The organism is Thermohalobacter berrensis (assembly GCF_003609645.1).
GTDB classification, from domain to species: Bacteria; Bacillota; Clostridia; order Tissierellales; family Thermohalobacteraceae; genus Thermohalobacter; species Thermohalobacter berrensis.
In genome coordinates this window covers 107,887-121,351 of the sequence record NZ_MCIB01000001.1, presented here as the reverse complement: position 1 = coordinate 121,351, position 13,465 = coordinate 107,887, and the positions used below count along the sequence as shown (strand labels likewise).

Here is a 13,465-nt window from a genome sequence, read left to right as displayed (position 1 = left end):
GTTAATCACTCTTTTCAATCAATTGCTTAAACTCTTTGGTTGTTTTTATAACATCTTCTGATTTGAAAATTGCAGATCCAGCAACAACTATATCTACTCCCCAATCAATAACCTCTTTTACATTATTAGGCTTTATTCCACCATCAACTTGTATGTCAATATCAAGTTGATTAGAATCAATAATTTTTCTTATTTCCCTGACTTTTTCTTCCATAGAATGAATAAGTTTTTGTCCACCAAAACCTGGATTTACTGTCATGATTAAGATCATATCAATATCCTTTAGAACATATTTTATATTTTCCAGTGGAGTCGAAGGATTTAATGATACACCTGCTTTTACTCCAAATGATTTAATCTGTTGTACTGTTCTATGCAAATGAACTGATGATTCTGCATGTACTGTTATAATATCCGCTCCTGCATCAACAAAATCTTTTATATATCTTTCTGGCTTTTCGATCATTAAATGAACATCAAATGGTAAATCTGTAATTTTTCTTATATTTCTTATAACAGGTGGACCAATTGTAATATTAGGCACAAATAAGCCATCCATTACATCTAAATGTATATAGTCAGCTCCACCTTTTTCTACTTTTAATATCTCTTCACCTAATCTACTAAAATCAGCTGATAATACCGAAGGGGCAAGTTTAGCCATTTTAATACCTCCTATTTTTCTTTAGTTCATCTAAAAATTTAAGATAATTTTCATACCTTAATTTACTTATAGCTTCATTTTCAACAGCCTCTTTCACTGCACAACCTGGCTCTTTATAGTGTCTACAACCAGTAAATTTACAATCTACACTGTAGTCATTTATTTCTCTAAAATAAAGCCCTAATTCATCATCTTCAATGTAATCTATTTTTAATGAACTAAAACCAGGTGTATCTACTACCCAACCACCTATATTTAGCTCTAATAATTCAGCACATCTTGTAGTATGTCTACCTCTTTTAGTTTTTTGACTTACTTCTCCTGTTTTTAACTGTAGATTGGGTTGTACATTATTTAACAAAGTGGATTTTCCTACTCCTGAAGGTCCAGCAAAGACTGTTATTTTATCTTTTAATATCTCTCTTAACCGATCTATCCCTTTGCCTGTTTTACAGCTTGTTGTTAAAATCCTGTATCCAGCTTTTTTATAAATGTTTATAAATTCTTGTGTATCCTTTTCATCAACTAAATCAATTTTATTAAAACAAATTGTTATATCTAAATCTTGTGATTCTGCCAACAATAAAAATCTATCTAATAACCACAAATTAGGGTCAGGTTTTTTAACTGCGAAAACTATAACTGCGTGGTTAACATTTGCCACAGGAGGTCTTATAAGTTCAGTTTTTCTTTTTTGAATTTCTTCTATATAACCTGAATTGTCCTCTTCATTTATTCTAATTTTTACCTTATCTCCCACAAGGGGAGTTATTTTCTTTTTTCTAAAAACCCCCCTAGCTCTACACTCATAAATTTTATCATCTACTTTTACATAATAAAATCCCCCAATTCCCTTAATAATTATGCCTTCTTCCATAAACTACCTCCTCTAGAAGCTAATCTCTTTTTCTTTATATAATTCACCATCAAAGTAAATTGCAAACTTGGCTTTTCCTTTACCTGAAACTGTTACAGCTATCCATTCTTCTTTTGTTTCATGAACTTTACTGTATATTAATTCCTTTATTCCATCTTGGATTTTATATATTTTAACCTCAACTTCATCTTTATTCTGTGGTAAAGGTATGTTTATATGAAGGGCTGTCTCCTTATTTTCCTCTTCATTCTTCTCTTTATCTCCATTTTCTGACTCTGTAGTATTTGTTGAGTCATTGTCTGTATTTACATTATCCTGTCCATTTTGGTCTTCCTCATCATTTGATATTTGTGTTCCATTACTAACAATTAAATCAATTGAAGTATTTTCTTCAATTTCTGTACCGGCAGGATAGCTTTGCCAAACAACTACATTTTTATCAAATTCATCATTGTATTCATATTTTATCTCTCCAATTGAAAAACCTTTAGATATTATCTCTTTTTTCGCCTTTTCAATATCTAATCCAATAAGCTTTGGCATAATAATATATGAAATTTCTGGTCCTTCACTAACAACTATATCAACTTTTGTTCCTTCTGGAACTTTTTGATTTGGTTTAGGATTTTGCTCTATAACTATATCAGTTGGAATTTCACTATTTTCAAAAACAACTTCTCCCATTTTTAATCCTGCATTATTTAAAACTATTTCTACATCACTATAGTATTTATTTGTTAAATTAGGAACCTCTACAGTTTTAGGTCCTTTACTTACATATACTTCTATAGGATAACCTACTACAACCTTATAGCCTGGCTCTTCACTTTGTGAAATAACAACTCCCTCTTTATAGGTATCATCATATCTTCTACCTTTCACTTTAAATTCAAGCCCAAGGCTTTCTATTTTCTCCCTTGCTTTATCTTCATGCATTCCTACTATTTGTGGCATTACAACCTCTTCTGTAAATAAATAGTCTTTAACAACAATGAAACCTACTGCTAACCCAGATGTAATTAGAAATGCTAAGACTATCGCTATGGCTGTAATATAATTACTTTTTTTGCCTTTTTCTTTTTTTTCTGACTTTTTATTTTTTCTACTACTCTGTTTCTTTTTATCTATTTTTTCATCTTTTATTGCTGGCATCACTCTTGTGGGAGAATCATCTAGGTTTTTAAATTCAACAAAGTCTCCATCTGAAGAACTTTTAGCTTTCTGTAAATCCTTTAGAACCTCTCCTGCACTTTCATATCTTAAAGACTGATTTTTCTCTACACATTTTAATATTATTTTTTCAATACTCTTTGGTATAGATTTATCAATTTCTCTAGGCGGTATTATATCTTCTTGAATATGTTTTAATGCAATAGATATTGGACTTTCCCCTTGGTAAGGTACTCTGCCTGTTATCATTTCATACATTACAATTCCTAATGAGTAAATGTCTGATTTCTCATCAGTATATCCACCTCGAGCTTGCTCTGGTGAAAAGTAATGTACAGACCCTATAACATTACTAGTGTTAGTGACAGTAGTACTAGTTGCCGCTCTAGCTATACCAAAATCAGTAACTTTTACCCTTCCATCATCAGTTATTAAAATATTATGTGGTTTGATATCTCTATGGACTATATGATTTTTATGAGCATGATTTATAGCCTCAGTAATTTGAGTAGCAATGTCTAATGTTTCCTCATAGCTTAATTTCCCTTTCTCCCTAATAAGCTGTTTTAAAGTTTTTCCTTTAACATATTCCATTACTATATAATGTATATTATCCTCAACACCTACATCATATATATTTACTATATTGGGATGACATAGACTAGCAGCAGCCTGAGATTCTCTTTTGAATTTATTTATAAACTCGTCATCATTAGTAAATTCAGTCCTTAGAACTTTTATAGCTACATATCTATTTAAAAGTCGACATTTAGCTTTATATACTAAGGCCATTCCGCCTCCGCCAATTCTTTCAATGATTTCATACCTGTCTCCTAGTATCTTGCCTATCATTTCTTCACCTCTTTCTACTCAATTCCTATTAACATCACAGTTGTATTATCAAAACCACCTAAATCATTAGCAGTTTTTGTTAACTCATCACATGCATCTTGTAAATTTTTATTTAAAAGTAAAATTTCTTTTATTCTCTCTTCACTAACCATATTAGTTAACCCATCTGTACATAATAATATAATATCATTCTCTATTAAATCCTTACTAATAATATCTATCTCTATATCTTCTTCCGTCCCTAAGGCTCTAGTTATAATATTCTTTTGGGGATGATTAATAGCCTCTTCCTTTGTAATACTCCCTTTTCTTACTAACTCAGCAACCAATGAATGATCCTGTGTTAATTGTATTAACTCATTATTCCTAAATAAATAGGCTCTACTATCACCAATATGTCCAATAAATAGTCGATTATCATATATATAAGCCATAGTTACTGTTGTTCCCATACCATAACATTCTTCTTTTTTCTGTGCTTCTTCATAGACTATTAAATTTGCTTTTTTTAGAGTATTCTTAATAAATTCTGATACTTCAATATCGTTATTTAATAATTTTTCTTTATTATCATAAAATATTTTTTTAACTATTTCAACTGCTCTGCGACTTGCTACTTCACCTGCATTATGACCTCCCATACCATCTGCTACAACAAATAGTGGAAATTGATCTAAATCTGAATAGAAAAAAGAATCTTGATTAATTTTTCTTATTTCCCCAACATCAGTACATACACCTACTTGCATAAACTCACCTCACCATATAGAAAAATCCTTTTCCAGTTAATCCTTTTTTGATTCCATATATTTCCGTCTTAACTGTCCACATGCTGCATTAATATCTCTACCCATTTCTCTTCTTATTGTAGCTTTAATTCCTCTGTTCTCTAATTCCCTTTTAAAATTTTTAACTGATTTTTTGTTAGAACTTCTATAGTCTACTTCTTTTATTGGATTAAGGGGAATTAAGTTTACATGACATAACATTCCCTTTAATAAATTAGCTAATTTTTTAGCATTTTCTTTAGTATCATTAACTCCTTTGATAAGTGTATATTCAAATGTAACTCTTCTGTTTACCTTCTCTATATAATATTTACATGCTTTTATTACCTCTGATATGCTATATTTATATGTTATAGGCATTACTTTTTTTCTTTCATTATCATTAGTAGCATGAAGTGAAATTGACAAGGTGATTGGTAGCTTTTCATCTGCTAACTTATAAATATTTGGTACAATTCCACAAGTAGATAAAGTTATATGTCTATAGCCAATGTTTTGACCATGTTTATGATTTATAATTCTTAAAAATTTTAATACATTTTCATAATTATCTAGTGGTTCTCCACTTCCCATTAAAACTATATTACTAACTTTTATATTTAAATCTTTTTGAATTTTATAGACTTGATCAAGAATTTCCCCAGTAGTTAGATTTCTTATAAGGCCATCTTTAGTAGATGCACAAAATGTACATCCCATTTTACAGCCTACTTGAGTAGACAAACATACACTAACTCCATGTTTATATTCCATCATTACACTTTCAATAATATTTCCATCTTCCAATAAAAATAGATATTTTTTAGTATTATCTATTTTAGAATCAAATCTTTTAAATATTTTTAGATTAGTTATTTTATATTTGTTCTCTAGCTTGTCCCTTAACTCCTTACTGAGGACAGTAATATCTTGAAAGGATTCAACATTCTTCTGATGAATCCAGTTAAAAATTTGTTGTCCTCTAAATGATTTTTCGCCAATTTCAACCATTAGTTTTTTTAATTCTTCTAAGTTGAAGGATTTTAAATCTATCTTATTCAAAAAATCCCTCCAATCCATAATTTCATCTTTTAATTATATCATACTATGTATATTTTTATCTATTAACTTAATTTTATTAACTTTGCAATAAAAAAGCCATCTGTTCTATGAATATGAGGATATAATTCTATATATCCATCCTTAAGAGTATCTAAGTTTTCTTTATAATTAATTAAATGATCAAATCCTATTAACTTAAAGTTACTATTTTTTTCTAAGAATCTTTTAACTAACTCTATATTTTCTTCTTTTTCAATAGTACAAGTACTATATATTAATGTTCCTTCAGGTTTTAAGTATTTACTAGCATTCTTTAAAATTTTATATTGTAAAGAAGCAATCTCTTTTAGGTCATCTCTATTTTTATTCCATCTTATATCAGGTTTTCTCCTCAATAATCCCAATCCTGAACAAGGAGCATCAACTAAACAAAAATCAGCCTTTCCTATTAATTTTTCATCTATTTTTAATGCATCAAATTTTTCTGTATCTATAATATCTATTCCTAATCTTTTAGCACTTTTATTTATTAAGTTTAATTTATGGTCATATATATCTCTAGAAATTATTTTCCCTTTATTATTCATTTTTTGAGCAAGATGTGTAGCCTTGCCACCTGGGGCACTACAAACATCTACAACTAAACTGTCCTCCTTAGGTTCCATTATCTGAGCAACTAGCATAGAGCTTTCATCTTGTATTTGAAAAAATCCATTTTTAAATTCTTCTAAATTTGTTATTTTTTTCGGGTTTTCAACTATAATACCATCATTAGCATACTTAGTTTTTTGTACTTCTAACCCCTTTCTCTCTAAAATATCCATAAGCTCTTCCCTTGTGATTTTTAATGTATTTACTCTAATATTTAGTTTAGGCTTCTTATTATTTTCTGCTAGTAAGCTCTCAGTAAAATCAAAGCCATACTCTGCTATCCACCTTTCAACCATCCATTTAGGATGGGAATATTTTAATGATAGATGTTCAATAGGCTTTTTACTCTTATTAGGTAACTTAATATTGTTTTTGTTTCTTACAATATTTCTTAAGACCCCATTTACAAACCCATAAACACCTCTATGCCCATATTTCTTGGCTAATTTTACAGATTCATTACAAGCAGCACTATCAGGTATTCTATCCATAAAAATTATTTGATAAATCCCCATTCTTAATATTTCTCTTATCATAGGTGAAATCTTTTTAAATTTAACCTTAGAAAATTGCTTAATAATATGGTCTATATATAATCTATTTTCTAAGACTCCATAAACTAACTCTCTAATAAAAGAATCATCAATATTTCCTACATCATAATCAATATTTTTATTTAAAGATATATTTGAGTATGCTTTTTTTTCATTTATTTCATACAAAACCCTAAGTGCAATCTGACGAGAATTTTTACCCATATTTCATACCTCCATCAAAAAAATAAAAGGGGAAAACCCCCTTTAATCTCTTCTACTACTAATTAAAATTAATCTCATAAGTTGTGCTATTGCAGTTAATGTTGCTGCTACATAAGTTAATGCTGCTGCATTTAATACCTTTTTAGCAGGTCTTATTTCTTCTCTTGATAATATTCCAGCTTCTAGTTGGGCAATTGCCCTATTACTTGCATTAAATTCAACTGGTAATGTAACAACGTGAAATGCAATTACAGCTAGGTATAATAATATTCCTAGATGCAAAAGATTAAATCCAAATATTTCTATTCCAGGTATAAACAACCCTGCAAATATTAAAAACCATACAAATCTAGAACTAAAACTTGCAATTGGAGCTATATTGTTTCTTAATATTAACGGGTAATATCCTTTAGCATGTTGAATTGCATGACCTGCTTCATGGGCAGCAACTCCAATTGACGCAATCGATGTGCCATTATAAACGTTCCTTGACAATCTTAATACCTTACTTCTAGGGTCATAATGGTCTGTTAAGTTACCACCTATCATTTCAATTCTAACATCATGTAGACCATTGCGGTCTAGTATATTTCTTGCAGCTTGAGCGCCTGTATATCCTGACCTACTACCAACTCTTAAATATCTCCTAAAAGTAGAAGTAACCTTTCCTTGTGCATACATAGCAAATATTATAGCTGGTAATAAAAGAATCATTGTAGGGTCAAACCAGAAAAATGGGTACATTAACTACCCCTCCTTTAAAAAGTCTTTTATTGCATTTTCTATTTTTCTAACATCTACTTTTGTATCAAAACAAGGTCCATTTGGTCTTTCATTTGTTATTCCATACACAGGTAATATTTTAACATCATTTATACCACTTGCTAAATCCCTTTCACACGCAACTGCTATAATAGCCTTTGGCTTTGTTTTTTTTATCCATTCTCTAGCTAGTGTTCCTCCAGTGGCAACAATTGCTTTTACATTATATTTATTACATATTTCTATAATAGAATCTATATCGCATTTTCCACATCTTCTACAATTATTTATATCATTTGTAATTTTATATTCACATTTTGAATCTTGTAAACAGTGTGGTAACAAAATTAATATTTCATTATTCCTTACTTTAATATTTTTTGTCATTACTAAAAAATTATTTACTTCAGCAAAAACTCTTCTTATTGAATTTTTATCTATTTTAAAGATTTTTGATATTCCAATTAATATTGGAAATAAAACTCCCATTAGGCTTTTTATGGCTCTATAATTAGAGGCTGATATTTTTTTGCCATTTATTACCCTATATATTATAAATATACTCCAGATAATTGCAAAAGTAAATATACCTATTGTTGCTGTAATAATTATCAAAATTATTTTCAACGTCTCTACTTCTTTAAAAGATAGAAAGTAAATATTTAGACCAATCACTCCAATTAATATAAAAATGATAGTTAAAAGTAACGTAAAAAAATTCTTTTCATCCCTTTTCATATATTTCACACCTTGTTACTGTAATATTACATCTTCCTCAAATGAATTTCCTAGTAGGTATTGTCTTATAGTCATTTTTCTCTTATTGGGGAATTGTAGTCTCTTAATAACAATGCATCCTTCCTTAGCATTTACATATATACCTTCATCGCTAACTTTTACTACTTTTCCAGGCTCACCTTCTTTAAATTGATCTATTGCATCTACTTCAATAATTTTCACCTTTTTTCCTTTGTAATTTGTATAGGCCCCTGGCCATGGGTATGTTCCCCTAACTAAATTTTTTATTTTTTCTGCACTTTTTTCCCAATCTATTTTTCCAAGTTTCCTATCCATCATAGGTGCATATGTTGCCTTATCATGATCTTGTGGTATTCTTTCTAATGTACCATTCTCTATCTTTCTTAAAGTTTCTACTAAAACATCAGCACCTAGATACATTAACCTATCGTGTAATTCACCTGCAGTTTCATCTTCCCTTATGTCTATTCCCTCTTTTAAAAGAATGTCTCCACTATCAAGGCCTTTATCCATGTACATAGTAGTAATTCCTGTTTTTTTCTCACCATTTATAATTACCCAATTAATTGGTGCTGCCCCTCTATACTTTGGTAATAAAGATGCATGTACATTTACACATCCATACTTAGGTAAATTTAATAAATCCTCTTTTAGAATTTGTCCATATGCAATAACTACAATAACATCAGGAGAAATTTTTTCTAATTGTGTAATGCATTCTTTATCATTAACATTTTGTGGTTGATATACATCAAGACCAAGCTCCTTAGCTTTAATCTTCACAGGAGGTGAAGATAACTTTTTTCCCCTTCCTTTAGGTCTATCAGGTTGAGTTATTACTAAGGGAATATCATAACCTTCATTATATATTTTTTCTAATGTAGGAACTGCGAAATCTGGAGTACCCATAAAAACTACCTTCATAATTAACACCTCTATTCTTCATCAGCTTCTATAATTTTATCAATGAAAAGTATTCCATTTAGATGGTCTATTTCATGACATAATGCTCTTGCTAATAGTCCTGTTCCTTCTATTATTTGTTCTTCACCATTTTCATCTAAATATTTAACTTTAACCATTGCAGGTCGTTTTACTTTTCCTGATTCACCTGGTACACTTAAACATCCTTCCTCATCAATTTTTTCTCCATCTTCTTCTATTATTTCTGGGTTTATAAGCTTTATTGGACCATCCCCAACATCAATTACAACAACTCTTCTTAATATACCAACCTGTGGTGCAGCTAACCCTACACCTTCTTCTTTATACATTGTCTCTAACATATCTTCTAAAAGAATTTTTATCCTATCATCAATTTTAGTTACTTCTCTTGACTTTTTTCTTAATATTGGATCTCCCTTAAATCTTAGTTGTCTTATTGCCATATTATCATCTCCTTTATAGTATTGAATTTGGATTTATATCTATACTGACTTTTATATTTTCATAAGTAGTATTAATAAAAACCTTTTTAATTATTTTTTTAAGAAAAGCTAAATGATTACCTTTACACTTAATTAAAACTTGCCATCTATGATAACCTTTAATTTTTGAAATTGGAGCAGGATGTGGTCCTAAAATTTTTATATTACCATTTTTTATTTTCTCATAACCTATTTTTTCTTTCAATATATCAATAGTTTTGTAGCATGTATTATAAAGTTTTTTTTCATCTGTATCTGCCATTATTATATTTATTATATCAACAAATGGTGGATAATCAAATTCTTTCCTAATAGCAATTTCTTTATTATAAAAATTTATATAATCATGTTCTTTAGCTGTTTTTATACTGTAATGTTCAGGTTCATAGGTTTGAAGAATTACTCTACCTTCTGTTTCTCCCCTTCCTGCTCTTCCACCAACCTGAGTAATCAATTGAAAAGTTCTCTCTGCAGATTTGAAATCTGGTAAGTTTAAAGTAATATCTGCAGCAATAATTCCGACTAGGGTAACATTAGGAAAATCTAAGCCTTTAGATATCATCTGTGTTCCTATTAATATATCTACATCTCCATTTTTAACTTTATCTAATATTTTCTGATGGCTTCCCTTTCTAATTGTTGTATCAACATCCATCCTTGCAACTCTAGCCTTTGGAAATGTCCTCTTAACAATTTCTTCTACCTTTTGTGTTCCTACTCCAAAATATTTTATGTATTTACTTTTACATTCCGGACAAATTGTTGGTGGTTTTTTAGCTAACCCACAGTAGTGGCACTTTAAAATATTTTCAGATAAATGATAAGTAAGAGAAATATCACATTTATTGCATTTAGCAACATAACCACATTTTCTACAAGATATAAATGTAGAAAAACCCCTTCTATTTAAAAATAATATAGTTTGTTTTTTGTTTTGTAAATTTTCTTTTATAGCCTCATAAAGGCTCTTGCTAAATATAGATTTATTACCATTATCTAATTCTTCTTTCATATCTATAATTTCAATTGGTGGCATTTTTCTATTGTTAATCCTTTTAGAAAGTGTTAAAAGCTTAATTTCACCTTGCTGAGCTTTATAATAAGTTTCTATTGAAGGTGTAGCAGAACCTAAGATTAAAGTAGCATTTTCCAGTTCACATCTCTTTTGAGCTACTTCAATTGCATCATATTTAGGGCTCATACTAGATTTATAGCTTGTTTCATGTTCTTCATCAATAATTATAAGTCCTAAATTATCAAAAGGAGCAAATATTGCAGACCTTGCACCTACAACAATCTTTACTTTACCCTCTCTAATCTTTCTCCACTCGTCATATCTCTCCCCTAATGAAAGTTTGCTATGTAAAACAGCTACTTTATCTCCAAATCTTCCTACAAACCTCTCAACAGTTTGGGGAGTTAAGGATATTTCTGGTACTAATACAATAGACTGTTTTTCTTTTTGTAACATTTTTTCTATAAGTTGTAGATAAACTTCTGTTTTACCACTTCCTGTTACCCCATGAATTAAAAATGTATTATTTTTTCCTTCAGAAATATCTTTATAAATGGTATCAACACAGTTTTTCTGTTCTTCTGTTAATTCTAATTTTTTTGTTCTAGGTATTTTTTTATTTATTGGATTTCTCTTAATTTCCTTTTCTACTATTTTTATATATCCTTTATTTTCTAAAGATTTAACAGATGAAAGAGAACTTTCGGTTTTTATCATTAAATCATTTAATGCTACTGATTCATTATTACACATAAATTTAATTATCTCTAGTTGTTTAAAGGCTCTTTTATTTATATTTTGTAACACCTTTTGTATATTAAATGTATTAAAATTTCTAAAAACAAATTTCTTATATTTTTTCTTAACTTCAGAGGCTAAAATACTTCTTATAGTTATTAAATTCTTTTTTTCAAGTGCTTTTATACTTGAAGAAATATTTTTTATTTTTAATTTATTTTTTAAAATATCTACACTACTTTCACCATTATCATATAAATACTTTAATATTTTTTTTTGATTTTCTGATTTGATATTTTTTATTTCCTCAAAGCTAATACCATTATTTAAACTTACATATTGCTTTAACTTTTTAGAAATTCCAGTAGGCATAATAGTTTTGAAAACATCTATATATTGAGCTAAATATTTATTTTTCATCCAAATTCCTAGTTTTAGCATCTCTTCTGTTAGAATCGGTTTGTTACCAATTATTTCCTCTATGCTTTTTACCTTACTTATATCAACATCAGAGCTATTTTTAACATTTACTACTATTCCTTCAACTAGTTTATTCCCAAATCCAAATGGAACTAGGACCCTCATTCCTCTTTTTATAGTAAATTTATGTTCATCAGGTATTAAATAACTAAATGGTCTATCAGTTTTTGTACTTTTATTATCCACTATCACATCAGCAAAAAGTCTTTTGTTCATCATATCAACCTTTCAAGACAGGTAATATCCTTAATTTTTAAAAGCTAGGTATAGATAGCTATACCTAGCTTTTACTCTTTAAAATTGAAATTATTTTATCTATAATTATCTTTGAAAGTTCTTTTTTAGTCATCTTTGGATATTCTTCAATTCTACTTTTTCTATCTATTATTGATACTATATTGGTATCAGCTCTAAATCCAGCATCTTTTTTTGATATATCATTAGCAATAATTAAATCAAGATTTTTCTTATTAAGTTTCTCTTGTGCATACTGAATAACTTGCTCACTTTCTGCTGCAAACCCGACAACTATTTGATTTTTCTTTTTATTTCCAAAATGAGCTAAAATATCAGGATTTTTTATAAATTGTATGTTTATCTGGTCTTTATCTTTTTTTATCTTTTTATCTTGAACATTTACTGGTCTATAATCTAGTGGAGCCGCCGCTTTAATTAAAACATCACAATCATTAAAATATTTTCCAACAGCATTAAACATTTCATTAGTTGTTTTTACTTCCACAAATTTTATTCCACAAGGTGGATTAGTATTAGTGGGCCCACTTATTAAAATAACATCTGCTCCTCTTTGTTTTGCTTCTTCTGCTAATAAATACCCCATTTTACCACTTGAATAATTAGTCAAATATCTAACTAAATCAAGTGGTTCAATTGTAGGACCTGCTGTCACAACAACTTTTTTACCTTTTAAATCATTATTTGCAAATTTATTGACAACATATTCGACTATTTCTTCTGGTTCAGCCATTTTACCTTCACCATAATCACCACAAGCTAATCTTCCTGAACCAGTTTTTATAAACTCATATCCTAAACCTTTAAGTTTTTCCATATTACTCTTAAAAATTGGATTATTGTACATATTGGTATTCATTGCTGGAGCAAAAACTACTTTAGACTTAGTTGCCATAATAGTCGTAGAGAGCATATCATCAGCTATTCCATTTGCTACTTTTCCTATTATGTTAGCTGTTGCAGGTGCTATTAAAAATATATCCGCTTTTTTAGCTAACGATATATGTTCAACATCCCAGTTTCTAGGTCTTTCGAACATATCAACTGTTACTTTGTTTTGAGAAAGTGTCTGAAAAGTTAAAGGTGTTACAAACTTAGCGGCTGATTCAGTCATTATTATATCAATATTTGCATTAAGCTTTTTAAGTCTGCTTACTACATCAACTGCTTTATATGCTGCTATTCCACCTGTAACACCCATAACTATATTTTTATTATGTAGCAAATT

The 13,465-nt window shown here is 29.1% G+C and carries 12 protein-coding genes; all 12 read right to left on the bottom strand.

Annotated elements, in window-relative coordinates; genetic code table 11:
* Position 1 precedes the first annotated feature (1 nt).
* The 12 genes from rpe to coaBC all read right to left on the bottom strand — a co-directional run bounded on the left by rpe (position 2) and on the right by coaBC (position 13,462).
* The gene (gene rpe / locus BET03_RS00620; protein ID WP_120166187.1) at positions 2–664 is read right to left on the bottom strand and encodes a ribulose-phosphate 3-epimerase; all 663 of its coding nucleotides are present in this window, start codon (positions 662–664) and stop codon (positions 2–4) included.
* A gap of 1 nt (position 665) precedes the next feature.
* A complete protein-coding gene (gene rsgA / locus BET03_RS00615) occupies positions 666–1,541 on the bottom strand; it encodes a ribosome small subunit-dependent GTPase A (RefSeq protein ID WP_120166185.1) in 876 nt (291 codons plus the stop codon).
* Between the two features lie 12 nt (positions 1,542–1,553).
* The gene (gene pknB / locus BET03_RS00610; protein ID WP_120166183.1) at positions 1,554–3,563 is read right to left on the bottom strand and encodes a Stk1 family PASTA domain-containing Ser/Thr kinase; all 2,010 of its coding nucleotides are present in this window, start codon (positions 3,561–3,563) and stop codon (positions 1,554–1,556) included.
* Between the two features lie 14 nt (positions 3,564–3,577).
* Positions 3,578–4,312 (bottom strand): Stp1/IreP family PP2C-type Ser/Thr phosphatase, encoded by a 735-nt coding sequence (locus tag BET03_RS00605; RefSeq protein WP_120166181.1) that lies wholly within the window; start codon positions 4,310–4,312, stop codon positions 3,578–3,580.
* Positions 4,313–4,348: 36 nt separating this feature from the next.
* Entirely contained in the window at positions 4,349–5,392 is a 1,044-nt protein-coding gene (gene rlmN / locus BET03_RS00600; RefSeq protein ID WP_279230295.1) for a dual-specificity RNA methyltransferase RlmN, read from the bottom strand.
* Between the two features lie 62 nt (positions 5,393–5,454).
* Positions 5,455–6,801, bottom strand: coding sequence for a 16S rRNA (cytosine(967)-C(5))-methyltransferase RsmB (rsmB, locus tag BET03_RS00595; RefSeq protein ID WP_120166177.1), 1,347 nt, complete (start codon positions 6,799–6,801; stop codon positions 5,455–5,457).
* A gap of 42 nt (positions 6,802–6,843) precedes the next feature.
* Positions 6,844–7,545, bottom strand: coding sequence for a zinc metallopeptidase (locus BET03_RS00590; RefSeq protein WP_120166175.1), 702 nt, complete (start codon positions 7,543–7,545; stop codon positions 6,844–6,846).
* A gap of 3 nt (positions 7,546–7,548) precedes the next feature.
* Complete coding sequence (locus BET03_RS00585) at positions 7,549–8,301, bottom strand: DUF116 domain-containing protein (protein ID WP_120166173.1); 753 nt, start codon at positions 8,299–8,301, stop codon at positions 7,549–7,551.
* Positions 8,302–8,316: 15 nt separating this feature from the next.
* Positions 8,317–9,246 carry a methionyl-tRNA formyltransferase gene (fmt, locus tag BET03_RS00580; RefSeq protein WP_120166171.1) on the bottom strand — a complete coding sequence of 310 codons (930 nt, stop codon included), beginning with the start codon at positions 9,244–9,246 and terminating at the stop codon, positions 8,317–8,319.
* 11 nt (positions 9,247–9,257) lie between these two features.
* Positions 9,258–9,710 (bottom strand): peptide deformylase, encoded by a 453-nt coding sequence (gene def, locus BET03_RS00575; RefSeq protein ID WP_120166169.1) that lies wholly within the window; start codon positions 9,708–9,710, stop codon positions 9,258–9,260.
* A 13-nt stretch (positions 9,711–9,723) separates the two neighbouring features.
* Positions 9,724–12,198, bottom strand: a complete 2,475-nt coding sequence (gene priA / locus BET03_RS00570; RefSeq protein WP_120166167.1) for a primosomal protein N' — start codon at positions 12,196–12,198, stop codon at positions 9,724–9,726.
* Between the two features lie 64 nt (positions 12,199–12,262).
* A complete protein-coding gene (coaBC, locus tag BET03_RS00565) occupies positions 12,263–13,462 on the bottom strand; it encodes a bifunctional phosphopantothenoylcysteine decarboxylase/phosphopantothenate--cysteine ligase CoaBC (RefSeq protein WP_120166165.1) in 1,200 nt (399 codons plus the stop codon).
* Positions 13,463–13,465 lie beyond the last annotated feature (3 nt).